The organism is Aurantimicrobium sp. INA4 (genome assembly GCF_027924525.1).
In the GTDB taxonomy this organism is placed as follows: domain Bacteria; phylum Actinomycetota; class Actinomycetes; order Actinomycetales; family Microbacteriaceae; genus Aurantimicrobium.
Genome location: NZ_AP027040.1, coordinates 858,337 through 881,839, shown reverse-complemented (window position 1 = coordinate 881,839; position 23,503 = coordinate 858,337). Strand labels below are relative to the sequence as shown.

Here is a 23,503-nt window from a genome sequence, read left to right as displayed (position 1 = left end):
CAAGTTCATAGAACGTAGTGACAAAATGTCAGGATAAGATATATCTTGATATCAAGAGACTTTTGTTTCAGGTCAAGCAACACATCATTTTCACTTGCGTCAAACGCCCAACGGAGGAGCAGCACGTGTCGGCAGTAAACAGTTTTGGAGCCAAGAGCAAACTTGAGGTCTCTGGAAAGTCATACGAGATTTTCCGCCTCGACTCCGTACAGGGTCATGACAAGTTGCCCTACAGCCTCAAGGTTCTGCTCGAAAACCTTCTACGCACCGAAGATGGTGCGAATGTAACTGCAGAGCAAATTAAGGCATTGGGGAGCTGGGTTCCCTCCGCTGAGCCTGACACCGAAATTCAATTCACCCCTGCACGCGTGATCATGCAGGACTTTACAGGTGTTCCTTGTGTCGTTGACCTTGCAACCATGCGAGAGGCTGTAACCGAACTCGGTGGCGACCCCACCAAGATCAACCCACTAGCTCCTGCCGAATTGGTCATTGACCACTCTGTCATTGCAGACCTCTACGGCACTGCTGATGCTCTCGAGAAGAACGTAGAAATCGAATACGAACGCAACGGAGAACGTTATCAATTCCTGCGCTGGGGCCAGACCGCTTTCGATGACTTCAAAGTTGTCCCCCCAGGAACAGGCATTGTTCACCAGGTCAACATCGAATACTTAGCTCGTGTCACCATGGCTCGTGAAGTTGCTGGTGTTCTCCAGGCATACCCCGACACCTGCGTGGGTACAGACTCACACACCACCATGGTCAATGGCTTGGGCGTCCTTGGCTGGGGTGTCGGTGGTATTGAGGCCGAGGCGGCAATGCTTGGTCAGCCCGTCTCTATGCTCATTCCCAAGGTTGTAGGTTTCAAGCTTTCAGGTTCCATCCCCACTGGCGTAACAGCTACCGACGTGGTGCTGACCATCACCGAAATGCTTCGCAAGAAAGGTGTTGTTGGCAAATTTGTTGAATTCTATGGACCTGGTGTTTCCTCAGTTCCTCTAGCCAACCGAGCCACCATCGGAAACATGAGTCCTGAGTTCGGTTCTACCGCAGCAATGTTCCCCGTTGACGACGTCACTTTGGACTACCTGCGACTAACTGGTCGCTCTGAAGAGCAGGTTGCCCTCGTTGAGGCGTACTCCAAGGCCCAGGGCCTCTGGTTTGACCCCAGCAACGAGCCAAACTTCTCTGAATACATGGAACTCGACCTCTCAACAGTTGTTCCTTCGATCTCTGGCCCCAAGCGCCCACAGGACCGCATTGAGCTCTCCAAGGCTCAGAGCCAGTTCGCTGAGGACGTCAAGAACTACACTCACGGGGACGCCGTAAAAGTCACTGTTGATGGGGGAGAAGAGTTCGAGCTGAAGAATGGTGCCGTCACCATCGCAGCTATCACTTCCTGCACTAACACCTCCAACCCTTCTGTCATGCTCGCTGCTGGTCTTCTTGCACGCAACGCGGTGAAGAAGGGCCTTAAGACCAAGCCTTGGGTGAAGACCACCTTGTCTCCAGGGTCCAAGGTTGTCACCGACTACTACGAAAAAGCCGGCGTTACTCCGTATCTCGACGAGCTCGGTTTCTACCCTGTCGGTTACGGCTGCATGACGTGTATCGGAAACTCTGGTCCCCTCAAGGATGAAATCTCTGCAGCTATCAACCACAACGACCTCGCTGTGACTGCTGTTCTCTCGGGTAACCGTAACTTCGAGGGCCGTATTAGCCCCGACGTAAAGATGAACTACCTGGCAAGCCCTCCTCTGGTCATTGCTTATGCACTTGCTGGATCAATGGACTTTGACTTCGAAAAGGACGCTCTCGGAACTGGTTCTGACGGCAATCCTGTCTACCTCAAGGACATCTGGCCTGACACCGCTGAAGTAGAGAAGGTTATTGGCGAGTCCATCGACACCGCCATGTTTGACCACGAATATTCCTCCGTATTCAATGGTGATGAGCGCTGGCGCAACCTGCCCACACCAACGGGTGCAACCTTTGAGTGGGATGCCAAGTCAACCTACGTTCGTAAGCCCCCATACTTCGAGGGCATGAAGAAGGAAACTTCTCCAGTTACCGATATTGCTGGCGCACGCGTTTTGGCAACCTTGGGTGACTCGGTTACCACTGACCACATTTCGCCTGCTGGAAACATTAAGGCTGGCACTCCAGCTGCTGTCTACCTCGACCAACACGGTGTGTCTCGTGCTGACTACAACTCCTACGGATCTCGTCGTGGTAACCACGAAGTGATGATTCGTGGAACCTTCGCGAACATCCGTCTAAAGAATCAGCTCCTTGATGGTGTTGAGGGTGGTTACACTCGTGACTTCACACAGGCGGGCGGCCCTCAGTCCTTCATCTATGACGCAAGCGCCAACTACCAAGCTGCTGGGACCCCTCTGGTCATCTTCGGTGGCAAGGAATACGGTTCTGGTTCTTCTCGTGACTGGGCAGCTAAGGGAACCGCACTTCTGGGAGTGAAGGCCGTCATTACGGAGAGTTTTGAGCGTATTCACCGTTCAAACCTCATCGGTATGGGTGTACTTCCCTTGCAGTTCCCTGCCGGGCAAAGCTGGCAGTCTTTGGGCCTTGACGGAACCGAAATTGTTTCAATCAGTGGTGTTGAGGAACTCAACAAGGGCGTTACTCCTAAGACTGTCCGTGTGACTGCCGCTCCTTCGGAAAACTCACCTGCGGGTAAGGAAACCATCGAATTTGACGCTGTGGTTCGCATCGACACCCCTGGTGAAGCGGATTACTACCGTAATGGTGGAATCCTTCAGTACGTGTTGCGTTCGCTCGTCGCTTAGTCGACGAATTCTCAGCACAAACTGGTTCGTTTCCTCATAGACTCGAGTCATGGCAATTCTTGAAACAGTTCATGGTCCCCGGGACCTCGACCGACTGAGCCAAGAGGAACTCGTTCAACTCTCCGCCGAAATTAGAGAGTTTTTGGTCCGAGAGGTTGCCCGCTCAGGCGGGCACCTCGGGCCTAACCTTGGCGTGGTTGAGCTCACCATTGCTATTCACCGTGTCTTTGACTCACCCAGAGACTCCATAGTTTTCGACACGGGTCACCAATCATACGTACACAAACTTCTGACAGGTCGTCAGGACTTTTCCAAGTTGCGCGAAAAGGGCGGTATTGCTGGATATCCCCAGCGCTCTGAATCTGTTCATGACATCGTTGAAAGCTCACACGCTTCAAGTTCTTTGTCTTGGGCAGACGGAATTTCACGAGCGTTTAGTATGACGGGTCAAGATGATCGTCATGTTGTCGCTGTTGTTGGTGATGGTGCCCTCACAGGAGGAATGACCTGGGAAGCACTCAATAACATCAGCCATGACAATGCTCGCAATCTCGTCATTATTGTGAACGATAATGGCCGCAGTTACGCCCCCACTATTGGAGGAATGGCTCGATACCTAGACAAGGTTCGAACCAGAAAGAGTTATCGTAATCTTCATTTCACCAGCAGTCGTATGTTTGCCAGAATGGGTCCGTACGCTCGTGCGTTCTACCGTGGTGTGCGCGGTGGCGTTCACGGATTCCTTTCCCGGTTTACAAACAATCAAGACCTCTACGCGAATCTCGACATCAAGTATCTTGGGCCTGTGAACGGCCATGATGTCAAAGCAATGGAATCTGCTCTCACACAAGCTAAGAATTACGGGGCACCCGTTATTGTTCATGCAATTACTCAAAAAGGTAAGGGCTACGAACCTGCTCAAAAAGATGTCGATGATCAATTCCACGCAGTAGGGCAAATTGACCCTGCGACTGGAAAATCCATTTCGACCTCCACGACTGTTGGGTGGACTGATGTTTTCGGTGATGAACTCGTTTCACTTGCTGAAAAGAATGAAAGCATTGTTGGCATCACTGCAGCGATGTTGCGTCCCACGGGCCTCCACAAGCTCCTCGAGCGTTTCCCCGACCGTGTAATTGATGTCGGCATTGCTGAACAGCATGCTGTTGCTTCAGCAGCGGGACTAGCTTTTGGTGGAATGCATCCAGTCGTTGCCGTTTATGCAACTTTCATTAATCGGGCATTCGACCAGGTGTTGATGGATGTTGCCTTGCATAAAGCAGGAGTGACATTTGTTCTTGACCGGGCCGGTGTCACCGGTCCTGATGGACCCAGCCACCACGGAGTATGGGATCTGTCCATACTTCAAGTTGTTCCTCACATCCGCCTCGCTGCTCCTCGCGATGCCACCCGCCTGCGTGAAGAGCTCGCTGAAGCGATTTCTATTGATGATGGTCCTACTGTCATCAGATTCCCTAAAGGATCTGTTGCTCACGACATAGAAGCTGTTCGTCGCCGCCCTGACGGTGTTGATGTCCTGCGAGAGGCGGCTCACAAAGATGTCCTCATTGTTGCCATTGGTGCTTTTGCTCAACTAGGTCTTGACGTCGCTGATCGTCTTGCGCAGCAAGGTATTGGCGCAACAGTGGTCGACCCACGTTGGATCGTTCCTGTTCCAGAAAGCATCATCGACATGGCTCGCGATCACCGATTGGTGATTTCCCTTGAAGATGGTGTCCGTGTCGGAGGAATCGGAACGCGCATCAGGCAAGATTTACGCAGTGCAGGCGTTGATACCGCGGTTGACGAGCTGGGATTGCCAGATGAATTCCTCGATCACGCGAGCAGGAATGAAATTTTGGCCGATGCAGGCCTCACCGCACAAGACATCGCACGAGATGTTGTCGCTCAGGTTCTCGGCAGTAAGATTCCTGTTGCTCGTCCGTTACCTGATGAGGGCGCTGTTTCTGAAACCTTCCAGAACAAAAACGTTTAGTTTTTTGGTCCAGCAATCAAGGGATTGTGGAAGGTTCCACCAAAGACGCGCTGACTAGCCCCAATACGGTCCAGGAAGGGTGTTGCTCCACCCATCTGGAATGGCCATCCTGCGCCCATAATCATGCACAAATCAATGTCTTGGGCTGCAGTAACAACCTTTTCTTCCAACATGCGGTGAATTTCGTCAGCCAGACCATCCTCGATACGTAGTCGAATCTGATCCGCAGTCATGGGTGAAGTTCCCCCCTTGACAATAGCTTCAGCTCCACGGTCATAGCCCGTGATTTTGCCCGTGCGACCTCGAACAATGATGGAACCATGTTCGGCAAGCTTGTGAAGGTTGTCGCTTCGGAAAAAGCGATCTGGGAAAGCTGCATGGTGGGTGTCTAGAACATGTGCACCTACCTTGAGACCAACGAGGTCAAGAAGTTCAAATGGTGCCATAGGCATACCGAAGGAGGCGACTGAATCATCGACTGTCTTGAAAGATGTTCCCGTATCCACTGCATGCATGGCTTCACCCAGTAGTCGTGCAAGTAAGCGATTAACAACGAAACCGGGGGAGTCTGTTGTGATGACCGCTGTCTTACCCAGTTTCTTCGCTGTTTCCATGGCAGTAGCCAGTGATACCTCGTTGGTCTGAGGTGAATTCACAACCTCAACCAAAGGCATTACCGCAACAGGGTTGAAAAAGTGGAAGCCTACCAACCGTTCAGGGTGTTTCAATTTCGCACCGATCTCGTTGACAGACAAGCTTGATGTATTGGTAGCGAGAATGGCGTCCTCAGTTATGTACTGCTCGATATTCGCAAAAACATCTTGTTTGACTGTGAGCTCTTCAAAGACTGCTTCAATGATCCAATCTGCGTCAGAAAAAGCAGCAGGACTAGTCGTTCCGCTCACAAGCGCTTGCAGTCGCTTGTTCTCATCTGATGAGATGCGACCTTTGTCATGCATTGACTGAATTTCCGCATGGATGTACGAAAGAGCTTCGTCGAGTTTGGTTTGGTTGATGTCAGTGAGTACCACGGGCACTTTGAGCTTGCGGACGAATAGAAGCGCAAACTGTCGTGCCATCAATCCAGCCCCGATGACGCCAACTTTACCTACCGGACGAGCAAGCTTGGGGTCGGGTGCTCCCGCAGGCTTTTTCGCTCGTTTTTGAACCAAATCGAATGCGTACATTGATGCTTGGAACTGGTCACCAACAATAAGTGACGCAATTGCTTCGTCTTCCCGGGCGAAGGCTGCTTCTTTGTCAACTTTTCGTGCCTGTTCAAGAAGGTCAAGAGCAACATAAGGTGCTGTGGCGACGGTCCCCAGCTTTTCTTCCACACTCTTTCGCGCGATGTTAACTGCCAAGTTCCATTTAGCAAGACGTTCAACTTTGCCAGGTTGGTGTGGGCGGTGAACCTCATGACCGTTAAGCACAGAATCTGCCCACTGCAAGGACTCTTCTAAAAATCGTGCTGAACCAAACATGGCGTCAGCAATTCCTAGCTCGAAAGCATCGGCAGCTTTGAGCATTCGGTTGTTCTTTAGTGGGTTTTCGATGATGACTTTGAGTGCATTCTCAATACCGATCAAATTCGGCAGAAGATAAGCGCCGCCCCACCCGGGAATTAAGCCGAGAAATACTTCAGGCAACGCAATTGCACTCACCGTTGCATCGACAGTGCGGTATGTGGCGTTGAGTGCCACTTCAAGGCCTCCACCAAGAGCTAAGCCATTGATGAAGACGAAAGAGGGCACTCCTAGTTCGCCTAAGCGACCAAGGGCTCTGTGGCCTAGTTGCGCGAGCTTAACGGCCATCTCTTTACTGGGCACATCACTGACTCTGCTGAGATCAGCCCCAGCTGCCAGGATGAATTCTTTGCCGGTCACAGCAACAGCGTTGATTTCTCCAGCAGCGGCGCGATCACTAAGCGAAACTAAAAGACGATCTAGCTCGAGTAGCCCCTGAGGGCCAAGAGTGTTCGGACGCTTGTAGTCCATTCCATTATCAAGAGTCACCAATGCGATAACTTTGCCGCTGGAAAGAGTGATGTCCCGAGAGAAGCTGTGAGTTACAACCTCTTCAGTGCTCAGAGCAATCAGGTCAGAAAAATCAATGCTGTCGTAGTTCGTCATTACTTTGCACCATTCCAGTGTGGGTTTTCCCAAATAACTGTTCCACCCTGTCCAAGGCCAATACACATTGTGGTCATGCCATATCTGACATCAGGGTGGCGTTCGAATTGATGTGCCAATTGAATCATCAGGCGAACACCACTGCTAGCCAACGGGTGACCTAACGCAATGGCGCCACCATATTCGTTGACCCGAGGGTCATCATCAGAGATGCCAAAATGATCAAGAAACGCCAATACTTGAACTGCGAAGGCTTCATTCACTTCAAACAGGCCAATTTGGTCAATTGTAAGACCTGCTTTGCGTAGGGCTTTTTCTGTGGAAGGAACGGGGCCAATTCCCATTACTTCTGGTTCAACACCAGCAAATGCAAAAGAAACCATCGACATTTTGATGCCGAGGTTATAGCGTTCTGCTGCTTCCTCACTTGCTAGAAGGCAGATAGTTGCACCATCGTTGAGGCCACTAGCATTTCCTGCAGTGACACGACCATGCGGTCTAAATGGTGTCTTGAGGCCAGCAAGTCCCTCCATTGTTGTTTCTGGACGGGGAGCTTCGTCTACCGTAGCCAGTGTCCATCCCTCTGCAGTTTTTGCTGAGATGGGAATCAAATCTTGTTGGATAAATCCAGCGGCATAGGCTGCCGCTACTTTTTGTTGAGAACGTAATGCGTAAGCATCAGCACGTTCTTTAGTGAGATGGGGGAATCTGTCATGAAGGCGTTCTGCAGTTGCACCCATGTTCAAGGCGTCAGCACTGACAAGTTTTTCAGCCAAAAAGCGAGGATTCGGATCGGCATTGAATCCCATGGGATGCCGCCCCATGTGTTCGACGCCACCGGCAAGAACTACGTCATAGGAACCCATAGCGATTCCGCCTGCTGTTGTTGTGACTGCCGTCATTGCACCCGCACACATACGGTCAATGGCAAACCCGGGAACGTGACGAGGAAGTCCTGCCAAGATTCCTGCAGTTCTTCCGAGAGTGAGACCCTGGTCGCCTTGCTGAGTGGTAGCGGCAATCGCAACATCATCTATTTCTTCGGTTGGAAGCAGCGGATTACGCTCAAGCAGACCCATCATTGCTTTCACGATGAGATCATCGGCACGAGTCTGCCAAAAGATACCTTTTTCGCCTGCGCGACCAAACGGAGTGCGAACTCCGTCGACAAATACAACACGTTTTCCGGCGGTCATGATGTCCTCTCGATGCCTCATTGCTATCTTGATGCTAATTCGTGGGATTCAGCTGTGAAACCCTGCTGTGAGTCCCTACGAAGATTCTTGGGGTTCGAGGTTAAGTTTTTGGTCAGCTTCCACAAAAGCATTAGAAATCAGTGCACAGGTTTCAGCAATCTGCCAGGGCCGTGCGCCCAATTTTTTCAATTGAGCACTCACGCTGACGACAGTAATTGTGGAAGGTGGTGCCCACGCTAGTTCGCGCAAAATACTTGGAGTGAGGAGGTTTTCAGTGGGCATGCTGAGTTCCACAGCTCGGGTGCTCAGTTTTTCTTTTGCCGCATTTAGTCGTCCTAAAGCATCGGGACGTTTATCCGCCCACGCGCGTGGAGGGGGAATGGTGTCAGAAGGGATCCGCATTACAGGAAGGTTTTCTTCAGCAATGCCGGCGCTTACTGCCTCCCACCACACGTCAATCATGCTGCGGCTTGCCCGCCCATTGAATTCTTTGCACGCTGCAAGTTCACCCTTGGTAGAAAAAGTTCGCTTGCTTGCAGCCACAATCGAGCTATCTGGAATGAGGCGACCGGGTGAGATGTCTTTCGTCTGAGCAACCGCATCCCGCGCATTCCACAGCGCCCGTGCAACAGCAAGTTGCCTGGGGGAGCGCAGGGTGTGAAGACCTGAAATTTTTCTCCACGGTTCAGTGCTGATTACTTTTTCAGGTTTATCAAGTGTTGCTTGAAACTCTTCGCGCGCCCAACTGAGTTTGTTGGACTCAACCAATAGCTTTTCGATTTCATCTCTGAGATCGACAAGTAATTCAACATCCTGAGCGGCATACGTTAACCATGGCTCGGGTAGTGGCCTGGTGGACCAATCTGCTGCACTGTGTTCTTTTGCTAAATGGACACCGAGCAATTCTTCTACAACGGAGCCGAGCCCCACCCGTTCTAAACCCAACAAGCGTGCAGAAAGTTCAGTATCAAAAATACGCTGCGGAGCAATTCCGACTTCTCGCAAACACGTTAGATCCTGACTAGCTGCGTGGAGAACCCATTCTTCGTTGTGATTTTGTCGAAAGAGCTCTGACATGTCACCAATTGCTGGAGGGTCAAATAAAAAAGTTCCTGCTTCGCGTCGATGAACTTGGATGAGATAAGCACGCTGTGAATAGGTGAAGCCTGACGCACGTTCTGCATCGATGGCGATTGGTCCAGTTCCTTGAGAAATCACATCGCACGAGGCGAGAAATTCTTCAGGTGAGGCGATGACGTGAACCCTAACCACGCTCCCTGCGGCGTGCAGTCAAACTGACAGCTTCTGCTGTGGGCGGTAAGCCGGCAAGCATGCAGAGAAGTTCACCCCAGGCATCTGCTTGATCTCCCATTTCTGAAGAGGCAGGAGACCACGATGCTCGAAGTTCTATTTGCGCTCCATCACCGGCATCTTCCAGCTCGCCAAACCCTGTCGAAAGGATTCGAGTAGCTGTGCCAGATGGGTTGAAGAATTCGGCTTTGCGCGTTGCCAGGGCATCCACCAACCATGACCATGCGACGTTTGCTAAGAATGGGTCTAGTCCGATGTCGGCTTCTAGAGGAGCTTGGGCATAGGCAACGACGCGGAAAGCGCCGCCCCAAGATTCGGGTTCCTCTGGGTCATAAAGGAGGATAAATCGTCCTGTGCCATGTTGGGATTCGTGTTCATGCTCGGCAATGAGAACATCTGCTGCGAGAGCATAACTGTAAGGAGCAACCCCCGATGGGGAATCAATGACTCGAACTGTGAGTTCTTGCCGAAATGCGACGGCAGAAATGCTCTTTACTGCGCGTTGAAATTCTTCAGGAGCATTCTGGTCTGTGGTCACATATATGACCCTAAAGTTCCTGAATTAGTGCGGCTTAGCGGCTCGCCGCCAAAAACGGAAAGTCATTTCTGAGGTTTTCTCAGTGAGTTCCGAGTGAAGTTGATACTCAGTGAAATCAATGAAGTCGGGAGCTGTTGATTCTTTGTCTTGGAATGTCAAAGCGATCTCATCAAAGCTCACGTGTTGTTGCACAAGTTTTGCGGTGGTCAGGCCGCCCTCACAAAGGATTTTGTGTTCGTTCTCTCGAAGATTATGAAGTGCAGAGTTCAGACTCGGTGCAATAAACAATCTGTCAGGATGTGGACAAGTCTCGAGAGGAAGAACACCTGATTTACTCAGCACAATCAGGCGACCGTGAGGTGGAAAGTACCATCCCTCCTTTCGGACAGATTCAGCGCCCAGAACAACTACATCAGCATCGTGGCGAATGATGCGCAGAATCCTCCGGTCCTCTTCTGAAGTCAGGCTGAATGAAGTTCCATCTTCACCTGCCGTAGTGCCGTCAGAACCGATAAGCATGTTGAGACGAAAAGTCAGAGTCGGGGGCCACTCATAGATTTCTGCAAGTTGTGGGTCTGTCAGTGAGGAACTTTCGACCATGTACTTAGATTGATTTCTCTCGAATTTGGCGTTTCATGCGCCACAACATTCCTGTCATCCCGCGCACACGAAGTGGGGAAATGAGCGCGTTGAGACCCAGTGTGCTGGGGAAATCATCGGGTATGTCCAAAGCTTCTTGTACTGTGAGGCCTGTCAAACCTTGCACCAGAATGCTGGCAAACCCTCGAGTGGTAGGTGCTTGTTCTGGCGCTGTTGCGTGCACGGCAACGCGCCCATCTTGAACGTCAACGAAAATGTAAACAGGCGACTGACATTCCTCGACTTTTTCAAGAAGCTCAGGATGATCCTGATATTCAGGAGGTAAATCAGGGAGTTCCTCTGCAAACTCAATGAGCAGTTGAATCTTGTCCTTGTCGCCAAGGTCGAGGAAATCTTCTTGAGTTTGGGCGAGTACCTGTGGAAGTTCAGTCATGATGCTTCCATCTTCTCAGTTATGCAGAGTTAATCCCTCTGCACTTGAGTAATTAGCGGACTAAAACTCCGGGTTCTGTGCCCTTGACGATGGGCACGCGAACGGCCGAGCCCCATTCAGTCCACGATCCGTCGTAATTGCGAACTCCGGTGAAGCCAAGGAGATAGTTCAGCACGAACCATGTGTGACTGGAACGCTCGCCAATCCGGCAGTATGCAATGACGTCGTCTCCAGGCTTGAGCCCTGCCTCGACCAGGTAAAGCTGTTCGAGTTCCTTGCGAGATTTGAACGTAGCGTCTTCATTAGCTGCCTTAGCCCATGGGACACTGGCCGCACCAGGAATGTGACCGCCACGAAGTGCCCCTTCTTCGGGGTAAGCAGGCATGTGGGTGCGTTCGCCGGAGTATTCTTCAGGGCTTCGCACATCAATCATTGGCTTACCAATGTGGGCAAGGGTGTCTGCAAGATAGGCGCGGATTGGAGCATCGTTGCGCTCGACTACCGGATATGAACTCGGAGTAATTGTTGGCTGTTCTTTTGTTAGTTCACGACCTTCGGCGATCCACTTGTCACGACCTCCGTCAAGCAGGCGAACGTCTTCGTGTCCAAATAGTTTGAAAACCCAGAGGGCATAAGCAGCCCACCAGTTACTTTTGTCACCATAGATCACCACGGTTGTGTCTCGAGAGATTCCTTTAGAACTGAGTAATTCAGCGAATTGTGGGCCCTGGACATAGTCACGAAGTACGGGGTCATTGAGGTCAGTGTGCCAGTCAATTTTTACTGCACCAGGAATATGACCAATTTCGTACAGCAGAACATCTTCATCGGATTCAACGACGACAAGTTGAGGGTTGTCGAGGTTTTCCTCTAACCATTGAGTGCTCACAATGGCCTCAGGATGTGCGTATTCTGCAAACTTTTCAGACGAATCAATAGGTACGCTCATGGCTCCACTTTTCACTTAGGTTTGATTTCATGACACCAAGCATTGCTCTGGATACGCAATAGGCTTGTGCTGCACCTTCGAGACTACGTAGAGATTCCTTATGTGCCAACCCCACACCCCTAATATTGTGCTTATGTTGAGGAATATTTCAGGAACATGACTTCTGTGCAGTCCCTCGTCGAACTTCACCCGACACTTGATGCAGGTGCAATCGTCAATAGCCTGGTTCCTCCTCCACAATTCACTCAGGCTCGTTTCGACAACTACATTCCCAACCCTGAGTATCCCTCTCAAGAAGAAGCACGTACCATTCTTGAAGAATTTGCAGGCAGAAACACTGCAGTTCTCAAGCAGGCCAAACTGTTTAGTCGAAACAAGAAAACAGAGGAACAGCCTCCCGGGGTTTACCTTGATGGCGGTTTTGGTGTCGGCAAAACCCACTTGCTCGCGGCGGCATGGAATGCTGCTTCTGGAAAGAAGTATTTCGGAACCTTTCTGCAATACACCTCGCTTGTCGGTGCACTGGGCTATGTCAAAGCGGTTGAAGCACTCAAGGGTGCCAGTTTGATTTGTATAGACGAGTTCGAGCTCGATGATCCTGGCGACACCATGATGATGACTCGTATGCTGGGTGAACTCGTAGCAGGAGGCACTCGAGTAGCCGCAACAAGCAATACTCCTCCTGCCGCCTTGGGTGAGGGTCGTTTTGCCGCTGCAGACTTTCTCAGAGAAATTCAAGCTCTAGCCTCGAACTTCAGGACTATTCGCATTGACGGTACTGACTATCGCCAACGTGCTGCTGAGGGTGTTTCGCGAGTTACCTCACCTCAAGACATAGCGACTTACGTTTCGGAACAACGCGCAGCAGGTGCCACCGTTACTGTCGACCGTTTTGATGCTCTGTTGGCACACCTTGCAACTGTGCACCCTTCCGTCTACGTTCGCCTTCTGGACAACATAGACGCCATAGTCCTTGAAGATGTTCACGTCATCATGGGGCAGACCGATGCTCTTCGTTTGGTCGCATTTATCGACCGCGTGTATGACGCTCAAATCCCCATCATTGCTTCAGGCACACCCATTTCCAATGTCTTTGGTGGGGACATGGTCAACGGTGGATATCGAAAGAAGTATCTCCGTTGCGTTTCACGCCTGATTGCTTTGACCAATTTCTAGCTCAGAAATCTGTTTGAAACACAACCTCGATATTTGTAACACTTACGTCACCTCGAAGAACACAAGCGGTAACGAACCTCATACACACTCATGAATAGAGACGGTGAACTATCCGTCACCATTCGTGAAAGAGGTTGAAATGGATCAAGGTAACACCGCCTTCGTGCTCATCAGCGCAGCACTGGTGCTCCTAATGACTCCCGCCCTGGCGTTCTTCTATGGCGGTCTCGTCAAAGCAAAGAGTGTCGTCAGCATGATGATGTTGAGCTTTGGCTCTCTTGCGCTGATTGGTGTCTTATGGGTTATCTACGGATACTCCATCGCATTCGCCAATGAAGGCTCATCTACGTTTTATGGCATAGACGGAATCATTGGTATCGATACCGCATATATCGGTCTTGAAGGCCTATTAGAAACTCCCGAGGGCGCAGCATTCCCACCCTTGGCCTTCGCTGCATTCCAAGCCACTTTTGCAATTATTACTGTTGCGCTGATTAGCGGTTCAATCGCTGACCGAGCAAAGTTTGGCGCTTGGCTTGTATTCGCAGGCATTTGGGCAACCATCGTTTACTTCCCAGTAGCTTCCTGGGTATTCAACTTCACCATCGTGGACGGAAAGATTGTTGACGGAGGTTGGATCGCATACAACCTAGGTGCTATTGACTTTGCAGGTGGCACGGCTGTTCACATCAACGCGGGTGCAGCAGCTCTTGCACTGGCTCTTGTTTTAGGCAAGAGGATTGGTTTCGCGAAGGGCGTTGCCAAGCCGCACAACGTTCCCCTTGTTCTTCTCGGTGCAGGATTGCTTTGGTTTGGCTGGTTTGGTTTCAATGCAGGATCAGAACTCGCAGCTGATGGAGTCGCTTCCTTGGCGTTCATCAACACCATTGCAGCACCAGCCGCAGCTGTACTGGGATGGTTGCTTATAGAGCGGATCAAGGAGGGCAAAGCCACCTCAGTTGGCGCTGCTTCTGGTGCCGTTGCAGGTTTGGTCGCGATTACTCCTGCATGTGCAAACCTGACACCAATGTGGGCAATTCTGTTGGGTCTCATCGCGGGCGCTGTCTGTGCCCTAGCGATTGAGCTCAAGTTCACCTTTGGATTCGATGACTCGCTAGATGTTGTTGGTATCCACCTCGTTGGTGGCTTGATCGGAACCTTGTTCCTTGGATTCTTTGCAACCGAAGTTGGTTTCTTCTTCTCTGGTTCATTTGAACAACTCGGAAAGCAGGCCATTGCCGCCTTTACCGTAATGATCTTCTCGTTTGTTCTCAGCTACATCATCGGAACAATCATCGAGAAGACCATGGGCTTCCGGATCAAGAACGAGGACGAGCTTGCCGGTATCGACACTATTGTCCACGGTGAAGAGGGATACGCACTCCAGGAAGCATAAACCTTGAGTTAGTCCCATCACCTTGAGTGCTAGGCCCTGTAGATTCCTACAGGGCCTAGACACGATTAATCTGTTCGAAACATAAACGCTTCATTTCTGAAACGCGTATGCCAAAGAATCTCCTCTGGAGGTTCTCATGGATACAGGTAATACCGCTTTTCTCATTGTTTGCACCGCTTTGGTGTTGATGATGACACCAGCATTGGCATTCTTCTATGGCGGTCTTGTTCGCGCCAAGAGCGTCATCAGCATGATGATGCTCAGTTTTGGCTCGATGGCTATTGTTGGCGTTTTGTGGATTATCTATGGCTATGCCATCGCATTCCCCGCTCTAGGTGGACCTGCAACCTACGGAATCCCCGGTGTATTCAACATCGACTTAGCCCACATGGGATTAGAAAATCTCATTGAAGTTCCAGACGGGGCAACAGTTCCTCCTCTCGTCTTTGCCGCTTTCCAAGCCACGTTTGCCATGATTACCGTTGCGCTCATTTCTGGGGCTATCGCAGACCGTGCAAAGTTTGGTGCATGGATGGTCTTTGCTGGCGTGTGGGCAACCATTGTCTACTTCCCAGTAGCCTCCTGGATCTTTAATTTCACTGTTGAAGACGGAGAAATTACCAGTGGGGGATGGTTGGTCTACAACGTTGGCGCACTTGACTTCGCTGGTGGAACAGCAGTCGAAATCAACTCCGGTGCTGCTGCGCTGGCACTTGCTCTAGTGCTCGGGAAACGAATTGGATTCGCAAAGGGCGTTCATAAACCGCACAACGTACCTTTTGTCCTCCTAGGTGCAGGTTTGCTGTGGTTTGGCTGGTTTGGTTTCAATGCTGGCTCTGCAATTGCCGCAGATGGAGTTGCTGCCATTGCGTTGATTAACACCATGGCAGCAGGAGCCGCGGGCATTATCGGATGGCTTATTGTCGAACGCATTAAAGATGGCAAAGCTACCTCTGTCGGTGCGGCCTCGGGCGCTGTTGCGGGCCTCGTTGCGATTACTCCCTCGTGTGCCTACCTCACTCCAAGCTGGGCACTCGTTCTTGGAGTACTCACTGGTGTCTTGTGTGCACTTGCGGTTGAGCTCAAATTCACTTTTGGCTTCGATGACTCGCTAGATGTTGTTGGTATCCACCTCGTTGGTGGCTTGATTGGAACATTGTTCCTTGGATTCTTTGCCACTGAAGTGGGGCTGATTTACTCAGGTTCTTTCGACCAACTGGGGAAGCAAGCCATCGCAGCTTTTAGTGTTCTGATCTATTCCTTTACCCTCTCGTTTGCAATCGGCTGGGTTATTGATAAGACAATGGGATTCCGAGTCAAGAATGAGGACGAGCTTGCAGGTATTGACCTTGTCATGCACGGAGAAGAGAGTTACGACTACTAAAAAAATGCGTGTCAGGTTTTGCGTTCACGCTGAGTTCTCGATAAAGTTCCAAGGTACTCATTAGAGTGCAACGCGGATGTGGCGCAGTGGTAGCGCATAACCTTGCCAAGGTTAGGGTCGCGAGTTCGAATCTCGTCATCCGCTCGAGTGTGGTCAGTCCTACGGCCGACTCATTGTTAGCGTGGGTAACCACCTACGGTGGATTGGCCGAGAGGATAGGCAGCGGCCTGCAAAGCCGTCCACACCGGTTCGAATCCGGTATCCACCTCCAAAACCACGTTTTCGGACATGGCTTTGAGCGATTGGCGCAGCGGTAGCGCGCTTCCCTGACACGGAAGAGGTCGCTGGTTCGATCCCAGTATCGCTCACTGAAAACCCTCGGATTTCCGGGGGTTTTTCTTTTGGCTAGGCTGTTAGTAGAGATAGCTTTTTGAGGAGTTCACTTCGTGTCTGACGTTTCCGGTTCACTAACCGTTCAAGCTTCCAGTGATGGCTTCGCGCTTTTCACGGATCGAAGTATTGTCGCGATGCGCGTCAACGGGGAACTGCGCGACCTGGCTCATGTTTTGCAACCTGGAGACGTTGTCGAACCAATAGCTGTTGATTCTGCCGACGGCCTCAATATTCTTCGACACTCTGCCGCACACGTCCTTGCGCAGGCTGTTCAGAACGTCAACCCAGAAGCCAAGCTCGGTATTGGACCTCCCGTCACAGACGGTTTCTATTACGACTTTGATGTTGAAGAAGCGTTCACCCCTGAAGACATGAAAGCCCTGGAAAAGGCCATGTCACGCATTGTTCGCGCAGGACAGCGATTTATGCGTCGTGTTGTCACCGAAGAAGAAGCTCGTGAAGAGCTTGCCACAGAGCCATACAAACTCGAACTTATTGGCCTCAAGGGTGGCAATACAGGTGACGACAACGAGAGCGTTGAAGTTGGTGGGAATGAACTAACCATTTACGACAACGTTGATCCATCCACGGGAGAGACCGTGTGGAAGGATTTGTGCCGTGGGCCACACGTTCCAAACACCCGCATGATTGGTGATGGTTTTGCTCTGACCCGGTTGGCAGCGGCTTATTGGCGCGGTTCAGAAAACAACCCTCAACTCCAGCGGATCTATGGCACCGCATGGCCATCTAAAGCAGACCTTCGTGCATATCAAGAACGTCTCGAAGAAGCTGCAAAGCGTGATCACCGACGCCTCGGAACTGAACTTGATTTGTTTAGCTTCCCTGATGAGATTGGTTCGGGGTTACCTGTATTTCACCCCAAGGGTGGAGTGATTCGCCGGACTATGGAGGACTACTCCCGTCGTCGCCACGAAGAGGGCGGTTACGAGTTTGTCTATTCACCACACATCACCAAGTCGAACCTGTTCGAAACCAGCGGGCACTTGGATTGGTATGCGGATGGAATGTTTCCTCCGATGAAATTGGACGAAATCCGCAATGAGGCAGGTGAAATCACACGCCAAGGCGTTGATTACTACCTCAAACCAATGAACTGTCCATTCCACATTCTGATCTTTAAGTCACGCTCGAAGAGTTATCGAGAACTCCCTCTTCGACTTTTTGAGTTCGGTTCTGTCTACCGCTACGAAAAGTCAGGCGTAGTTCACGGTCTCACACGTGTTCGTGGCATGACGCAAGATGATGCTCACATTTTCACCACCCGTCAGAACATGAAGGAAGAGCTCACCAACGTTTTGAACTTCGTTCTTTCGCTGTTGCGTGACTATGGGTTGGATGATTTCTATCTCGAGCTTTCCACCAAAGATCCCAAGAAGTACGTTGGAGACGACGCTATCTGGGAAGAAGCGACAGAGACGCTGCGACAGGTTGCTGAAGACTCCGGTTTGACGCTGGTTCCTGATCCAGGGGGCGCTGCTTTCTATGGCCCTAAGATTTCTGTTCAGGCCCGTGATGCCATTGGTCGCACATGGCAAATGTCAACAATTCAACTCGACTTCAACCTGCCTGAGCGTTTTGATCTGGAATACACCGGTTCAGACGGTAACCGTCACCGTCCAGTCATGATTCACCGAGCATTGTTTGGATCAATTGAACGGTTCTTTGGCGTACTCACTGAGCACTATGCGGGCGCTTTCCCGCTTTGGTTGGCGCCTGTTCAAGCTATAGGTATTGCTGTAGCTGAAGAGTATGAAGAGTACCTCTCTGGTGTTCTAGACCAGCTCAAAGCAGAGGGGCTTCGCGTCCAACTTGATGCAAGCGATGACCGCATGCAAAAGAAGATTCGTAATGCTGCCGCTCAGAAAATTCCCGTGCAGATCATTGCTGGCGAAGAAGACAGGGCCAATGGTGCAGTGAGTTTCCGTTTCCGTGACGGTAGCCAGCGCAACGCAATCCCCGTGGCTCAAGCAGTCGATCTTCTTGTAGCTGCAGTTCGAGACCACCGTCAGGTAATGAGCTCCGAAGACCTATGAACCACTACGAAGCAGATGAGTTTGAGGGAGTGGACCTTCGATCAGCTTCTACTTTTGGTGCTGTACCCGACGAATTTCAACGGTTGTGGACGCCACATCGTTTGGCGTATATCGAAAACGGTCAACAGCCCTCTCGAGATGACTGTCCGTTTTGCCTTGCACCGGAAATGTCTGATGAAGAGGCACTTATTGTTCATCGAGGCAAACACGCCTTTGTTTTGCTGAATTTATACCCTTATAACAGTGGACACCTGCTTGTTTGCCCCTATCGTCACGTTGCAATGTATGACGAAGCCTCTGTTGAAGAAACCGCAGAAATCGCTAGTCTGACTCAGGAAGCAATGCGAGTTTTGAAAAAAGTTGCTCGCAATGACGGTTACAACATCGGCATGAACCAAGGCCGCGTTGCTGGAGCCGGCATTGCAGATCATCTCCACCAACACGTAGTGCCACGATGGGCTACAGACTCAAATTTCTTCCCCATCATTGCCAAGAGCAAAGCAATCACAGCACTTCTCGGAGATGTCCGATTAGCGGTAGCAAAAGCTTGGCGTGAACAGAACTAAACTTCTAACAGATCCTCAATTCAAGAGAAGCGAAAAATGACTGAAAAGAACAACACTCCACTTACTGGTAGCAACCGCGTCAAGCGTGGTCTTGCAGAACAGCTCAAGGGTGGCGTCATCATGGACGTTGTCACCGCTGAACAGGCTCGCATCGCCGAAGATGCCGGAGCTATTGCTGTAATGGCTCTCGAGCGAGTTCCAGCAGACATTCGCGCACAGGGTGGCGTAGCTCGCATGAGCGACCCCGACTTGATCGAAGGCATCCAGGCAGCAGTGAGCATCCCTGTGATGGCTAAAGCTCGCATTGGCCACTTTGTTGAGGCGCAAGTACTTGCAGAACTGAATGTTGACTTCATTGACGAGTCAGAGGTACTCAGTCCAGCCGACTATGTCAATCACATTGACAAGTGGGCCTTTGAAGTTCCCTTTGTTTGTGGTGCCACCAACTTAGGAGAAGCGCTTCGTCGCGTAAACGAAGGTGCTGCAATGATTCGGTCCAAGGGTGAAGCTGGTACCGGTGACGTTTCCGAAGCAACCAAGCACATTCGCAAAATCAATGCTGAACTCCGCTGGCTTTCATCTTTGGCTAAAGATGAACTCTATGTTGCTGCGAAGGAACTTCAGGCTCCATATGACCTCGTCGTTGAGGTTGCTTCAACTGGAAAGCTTCCAGTTCCACTTTTCACTGCTGGCGGTGTCGCTACTCCCGCAGATGCGGCAATGATGCTCCAGCTCGGTGCTGATGGTGTTTTCGTAGGCTCTGGCATTTTCAAGTCTGGAGACCCAGCTGCACGCGCAAAGGCGATTGTCAAGGCTGCGGCTTTCTTCGATGACCCCAAGGTGATCGTGGAAACCTCACGCGGACTGGGTGAAGCTATGGTCGGCATCAATGTTGCAGACATTCCTGCTCCACACCGCCTCGCTGAACGTGGCTGGTAAATATTCACATCTCCGAATAGGAGTTCTAGCCTTCCAGGGCGATGTTCGTGAGCATATGCAGGTGCTTTCTACATTGGGAGCCCAGGTCATCAAAGTTCGTCGTCCGGAGGAACTTGCAACTGTAGATGCCCTCGTTATTCCTGGCGGGGAATCAAGTGTTATGGACAAGTTGGTTCGACAATTTGGGATGCAACAGCCACTTCGTTCTGCCATTGCTGATGGAATGCCTGTTTTTGGAACCTGTGCGGGATTGATCATGATGGCAGACAACGTTGTTGATGCCATCGTTGAGCAAGAATCTTTGGGTGGACTTCATGTTGATGTGCGCCGGAATGCTTTTGGGACCCAAATTGATTCCTTTGAGGTTGATTTGCCCATGCCAGGGGTTTCGGAAGAACTCATTCCTGCCACGTTTATTCGAGCTCCAATTGTTGAACGAGTTGGAGAGGGAGTTCGAGTCATTTCTCAACTTCATGATGGGAGAATCGTTGCCGTCGAACAGGATAATTTGTTAGGAATTTCTTTCCATCCAGAAGTCAATGGCGATCCACGTGTTCATGAATATTTCCTTGGGCGCGTAGCTCAATACGTTGAAAAGAAGAAAGCTAAGATTTAAGGCATGTCTGGACATTCCAAGTGGGCCACCACCAAGCACAAAAAAGCTGTTATTGATGCGCGCCGCGCTAAGTCGTTTGCAAAGCTCATCAAAAACATTGAAGTTGCAGCAAAACTTGGTGGCGCTGATCTTTCTGGAAACCCAACCCTTGTTGATGCAGTTCAGAAAGCTAAAAAAACTAGCGTTCCTAACGACAACATTGATCGCGCTATCAAGCGAGGTGCAGGCCTGACCGGTGACTCAGTCGAGTACACCACCATCATGTATGAAGGCTACGGACCCAACGGGGTCGCCCTCCTCATTGAATGTTTGACAGATAACAAAAACCGCGCCGCAGCAGAGGTTCGCACTGCCATGAGCCGTAATGGCGGCAACATGGCAGATCCCGGATCTGTTGCCTATAACTTCAGCCGCAAAGGCGTGATCAGAGTTTCAGCGCAGGCTGGTGTTGATGAAGACACAATCCTTGCTGCAGTGCTCGATGCCGGTGCCGAGGATGTATCTAGCCACAACGGGTCATTTGAAATCATCTCGGAGCCCCAAGATCTCGTTGCGGTGCGTGAAGCACTACAGGCTGCGAACATAGACTACGACTCTGCTGATGCAGAGTTCGTTCCCAATCTTGAGGTAGAAATTGATGCTGACACTGCACGAAAAGTGTTCAAGCTTATTGACGCTCTCGAAGACTCGGATGACGTTCAAAATGTCTTCAGCAATTTCGATTTGAGCGAATCTGTACTTGCCGAATTAGAGCAGGAATAACTTGCGTATTCTCGGAGTTGATCCGGGACTCACCCGTTGTGGCGTGGGTGTTATTGATGCGAAAGCTGACCGTTCTGTTTCGCTCGTTCATGTTTCTGTGCTCACTACTGATAAACAACTCGATCTACCCGAGCGACTTCTTCTGTTACAAAACGATTTGGCACAGCTGATTGACAAGTACGAACCGCAACGCATAGCTGTAGAACGGGTTTTCGCACAACACAACCTTCGGACGGTAATGGGAACTGCTCAAGCCAGTGCTGTGGCTTTTCTTGAAGCTGCACAACGAGGTCTTCCAGTAGATCTTCATACTCCGAGTGAAGTAAAAGCATCGATAACGGGAACCGGCCGAGCCAACAAGGCCCAAGTAGCATCAATGGTTGGGAGACTTTTAGTTCTGCCCGAAGGCAAACTTCTTCCCGACGCCACAGATGCCCTTGCTTTGGCAATTTGTAACGCGTGGCGTGGCGGGTCAATGACTGTTCCTCAGGGCGCACTCACTCCTGCACAGCAACGTTGGCGTGAGGCGGAGCGTCAGGCCAAAAAACGAGGATAACCGCTCTATGCTGAGCACGTGATTGCCTCCCTCAATGGCACAGTTTCAGCTGTGCGAGACTCAACTTGCATCGTCGATGTCAACGGTGTCGGCTATCTCGTGCACATCACCTCAGGGCACAAAAGAACCCTAGCGGTGGGGGAGAAGCATGTCTTTTTCACTTCACTTGTGGTTCGTGAAGACTCGATGACCCTCTTTGGATTTGAGTCGCCTGAAAGCACAGAAATTTTTGAAGTATTACTTTCTGTCTCTGGTGTTGGCCCACGCTCTGCTCTGGCGATTCTTTCTGAGCTCTCACCAGCAGAAATATTGACTGCTGTTGTTGATGAGAATGATGCGGCGTTCAAAAAGGTTTCTGGAATTGGTCCCAAAACAGCAAAACTGATTATTGTTCAGTTAGCAGGCAAGATTAGTTCGTTGTCACATTCTTCCCACGCAACTGCCTCGCCTCACCCATCTACTGAAGCGGAAACAATTGTTCTCAATGCCTTGGTTGGTCTGGGCTGGAATGAAAAAATAGCCCAAGACGCTCTACAAACCCTTTCAGGCACTTCGTTAGACCGATCCTCTTCTTCAGTTCTCCTCAAAGAAGCCCTTGCGCTCTTGGCTGGAAAAAAGTAAATGTCTGGCGACGCTGTGACTTCTGGGCAACCACTCAACGACAGTGAACGAGACTTTGAAGGTGCGCTTCGCCCTCAATCATTAACTGAATTTGTTGGACAACACAAAGTCGTCAGTCAATTGGGGTTGCTTCTCAAAGCTGCCGAAATGGATTCTCGAACACCCGACCACATCCTGTTATCGGGCCCACCTGGCCTAGGGAAAACAACGCTGGCCATGATTGTTGCGCATGAATCTGGTCGATCACTTCGGATGTCTAGTGGCCCCGCCATTAGTCATGCAGGTGATTTAGCAGCATTGCTTTCCTCACTTGTTCCTGGTGAAGTTCTTTTCATTGATGAAATACACCGCATGGCCCGATCTGCAGAAGAAATGCTGTATCTCGCCATGGAAGATTTTCGCATTGACATCATGGTTGGTAAAGGGGTGGGAGCTTCCTCCATTCCTCTTGATTTACCCCCATTTACGCTTGTGGGAGCCACTACGAGAACTGGACTACTGGCGAGTCCACTTCGGGACCGTTTTGGATTTACTGCTCATCTTGAGTTTTATGAAGTTGAAGAACTCAGGACTGTTCTCACACGATCAGCCCAACTCCTATCCATCACCATTCCGGAATCAGCTCTTCTCGAAATTGCACGTCGAAGCCGGGGAACACCACGAATCGCCAACCGACTATTACGCCGTGTTCGTGATTACATGACAGTTCACTCAAGTGAAGATGCAGCACACGCTGTAGAACTTGCCTTAGCTCTATATGACGTTGATGAACGCGGACTTGATCGTCTAGACCGCTCCGTACTTTCTGCTCTCGTCGAACGCTTCAATGGGGGACCGGTTGGTGTGAATTCTCTGGCAATTTCAATCGGTGAAGAATCAGAAACGATTGAGGCCACAGTCGAGCCATTTCTTATCCGAGAAGGGCTTATGAGCCGCACCCATCGTGGACGCATTGCAACATCACAAGGATGGGCCCATTTAGGCCTGACTCCTCCCTCAATAAACCCATAGCATCTGTGACCTATACTCGTTAGAGATGTGTTTGCATCGGATTTGACTCCCTAAGGACTTTCTC

At 50.7% G+C, this 23,503-nt stretch carries 20 protein-coding genes and 3 tRNA genes; 16 read left to right on the top strand and 7 right to left on the bottom strand.

Features of this window, described 5'->3' with window-relative positions; genetic code table 11:
• The first annotated feature begins 125 nt into the window (after positions 1 to 125).
• Together acnA and dxs are read left to right on the top strand one after the other, a co-directional pair.
• Positions 126 to 2,810, top strand: coding sequence for an aconitate hydratase AcnA (acnA, locus tag AINA4_RS04365; RefSeq protein ID WP_281786300.1), 2,685 nt, complete (start codon positions 126 to 128; stop codon positions 2,808 to 2,810).
• A 49-nt stretch (positions 2,811 to 2,859) separates the two neighbouring features.
• Entirely contained in the window at positions 2,860 to 4,806 is a 1,947-nt protein-coding gene (dxs, locus tag AINA4_RS04360) for a 1-deoxy-D-xylulose-5-phosphate synthase (protein ID WP_281786299.1), read from the top strand.
• On the opposite strand, the gene AINA4_RS04355 is transcribed toward dxs, so the two are convergent.
• The 7 genes from AINA4_RS04355 to AINA4_RS04325 all read right to left on the bottom strand — a co-directional run bounded on the left by AINA4_RS04355 (position 4,803) and on the right by AINA4_RS04325 (position 11,965).
• Positions 4,803 to 6,938, bottom strand: a complete 2,136-nt coding sequence (locus AINA4_RS04355) for a 3-hydroxyacyl-CoA dehydrogenase NAD-binding domain-containing protein (RefSeq protein ID WP_281786298.1) — start codon at positions 6,936 to 6,938, stop codon at positions 4,803 to 4,805. The two genes, dxs and AINA4_RS04355, sit on opposite strands and share 4 nt — an antisense overlap.
• The gene (locus tag AINA4_RS04350) at positions 6,938 to 8,134 is read right to left on the bottom strand and encodes a thiolase family protein (protein WP_281786297.1); all 1,197 of its coding nucleotides are present in this window, start codon (positions 8,132 to 8,134) and stop codon (positions 6,938 to 6,940) included. The genes AINA4_RS04355 and AINA4_RS04350 overlap by 1 nt, the downstream gene beginning before the upstream one ends.
• Before the next feature lie 75 nt (positions 8,135 to 8,209).
• Positions 8,210 to 9,406, bottom strand: a complete 1,197-nt coding sequence (locus AINA4_RS04345; RefSeq protein WP_281786296.1) for an HRDC domain-containing protein — start codon at positions 9,404 to 9,406, stop codon at positions 8,210 to 8,212.
• Complete coding sequence (locus tag AINA4_RS04340) at positions 9,399 to 9,983, bottom strand: DUF3000 domain-containing protein (protein ID WP_281786295.1); 585 nt, start codon at positions 9,981 to 9,983, stop codon at positions 9,399 to 9,401. The genes AINA4_RS04345 and AINA4_RS04340 overlap by 8 nt, the downstream gene beginning before the upstream one ends.
• A gap of 24 nt (positions 9,984 to 10,007) precedes the next feature.
• Positions 10,008 to 10,583, bottom strand: a complete 576-nt coding sequence (locus AINA4_RS04335; protein ID WP_281786294.1) for a dihydrofolate reductase family protein — start codon at positions 10,581 to 10,583, stop codon at positions 10,008 to 10,010.
• A 4-nt stretch (positions 10,584 to 10,587) separates the two neighbouring features.
• On the bottom strand, positions 10,588 to 11,016 hold the full coding sequence (locus AINA4_RS04330; protein ID WP_281786293.1) for a SufE family protein: 429 nt from the start codon (positions 11,014 to 11,016) through the stop codon (positions 10,588 to 10,590).
• A gap of 52 nt (positions 11,017 to 11,068) precedes the next feature.
• Entirely contained in the window at positions 11,069 to 11,965 is an 897-nt protein-coding gene (locus AINA4_RS04325; protein WP_281786292.1) for a sulfurtransferase, read from the bottom strand.
• Between the two features lie 156 nt (positions 11,966 to 12,121).
• On the opposite strand from AINA4_RS04325, the gene zapE reads away from it, so the two are divergent.
• The 14 genes from zapE to ruvB all read left to right on the top strand — a co-directional run bounded on the left by zapE (position 12,122) and on the right by ruvB (position 23,439).
• Positions 12,122 to 13,141 (top strand): cell division protein ZapE, encoded by a 1,020-nt coding sequence (gene zapE / locus AINA4_RS04320; RefSeq protein WP_281786291.1) that lies wholly within the window; start codon positions 12,122 to 12,124, stop codon positions 13,139 to 13,141.
• A 139-nt stretch (positions 13,142 to 13,280) separates the two neighbouring features.
• Positions 13,281 to 14,537: an ammonium transporter gene (locus tag AINA4_RS04315; protein ID WP_281786290.1), complete on the top strand. Its 1,257-nt coding sequence runs from the start codon at positions 13,281 to 13,283 to the stop codon at positions 14,535 to 14,537.
• Positions 14,538 to 14,673: 136 nt separating this feature from the next.
• On the top strand, positions 14,674 to 15,921 hold the full coding sequence (locus AINA4_RS04310) for an ammonium transporter (RefSeq protein ID WP_281786289.1): 1,248 nt from the start codon (positions 14,674 to 14,676) through the stop codon (positions 15,919 to 15,921).
• Positions 15,922 to 15,993: 72 nt separating this feature from the next.
• A tRNA-Gly gene (locus AINA4_RS04305) sits at positions 15,994 to 16,065 on the top strand.
• 53 nt (positions 16,066 to 16,118) lie between these two features.
• Positions 16,119 to 16,192: transfer RNA gene (locus tag AINA4_RS04300), tRNA-Cys, on the top strand.
• A gap of 25 nt (positions 16,193 to 16,217) precedes the next feature.
• A tRNA-Val gene (locus AINA4_RS04295) sits at positions 16,218 to 16,289 on the top strand.
• 159 nt (positions 16,290 to 16,448) lie between these two features.
• Positions 16,449 to 18,368, top strand: a complete 1,920-nt coding sequence (thrS, locus tag AINA4_RS04290) for a threonine--tRNA ligase (RefSeq protein ID WP_281787640.1) — start codon at positions 16,449 to 16,451, stop codon at positions 18,366 to 18,368.
• Positions 18,365 to 18,934: an HIT domain-containing protein gene (locus AINA4_RS04285; RefSeq protein WP_281786288.1), complete on the top strand. Its 570-nt coding sequence runs from the start codon at positions 18,365 to 18,367 to the stop codon at positions 18,932 to 18,934. Before thrS ends, AINA4_RS04285 begins: the two co-directional genes overlap by 4 nt.
• A 36-nt stretch (positions 18,935 to 18,970) precedes the next feature.
• Positions 18,971 to 19,873, top strand: coding sequence for a pyridoxal 5'-phosphate synthase lyase subunit PdxS (gene pdxS, locus AINA4_RS04280; RefSeq protein ID WP_281786287.1), 903 nt, complete (start codon positions 18,971 to 18,973; stop codon positions 19,871 to 19,873).
• The gene (pdxT, locus tag AINA4_RS04275) at positions 19,863 to 20,489 is read left to right on the top strand and encodes a pyridoxal 5'-phosphate synthase glutaminase subunit PdxT (RefSeq protein WP_348773296.1); all 627 of its coding nucleotides are present in this window, start codon (positions 19,863 to 19,865) and stop codon (positions 20,487 to 20,489) included. Before pdxS ends, pdxT begins: the two co-directional genes overlap by 11 nt.
• Positions 20,490 to 20,492: 3 nt before the next feature.
• Positions 20,493 to 21,251, top strand: a complete 759-nt coding sequence (locus AINA4_RS04270) for a YebC/PmpR family DNA-binding transcriptional regulator (protein ID WP_281786285.1) — start codon at positions 20,493 to 20,495, stop codon at positions 21,249 to 21,251.
• 1 nt (position 21,252) lies between these two features.
• Positions 21,253 to 21,807, top strand: a complete 555-nt coding sequence (ruvC, locus tag AINA4_RS04265) for a crossover junction endodeoxyribonuclease RuvC (RefSeq protein ID WP_281786284.1) — start codon at positions 21,253 to 21,255, stop codon at positions 21,805 to 21,807.
• Positions 21,808 to 21,825: 18 nt separating this feature from the next.
• A complete protein-coding gene (gene ruvA / locus AINA4_RS04260; protein ID WP_281786283.1) occupies positions 21,826 to 22,428 on the top strand; it encodes a Holliday junction branch migration protein RuvA in 603 nt (200 codons plus the stop codon).
• Positions 22,429 to 23,439, top strand: coding sequence for a Holliday junction branch migration DNA helicase RuvB (gene ruvB / locus AINA4_RS04255; RefSeq protein ID WP_281786282.1), 1,011 nt, complete (start codon positions 22,429 to 22,431; stop codon positions 23,437 to 23,439).
• The last annotated feature ends 64 nt before the right edge of the window (positions 23,440 to 23,503 follow it).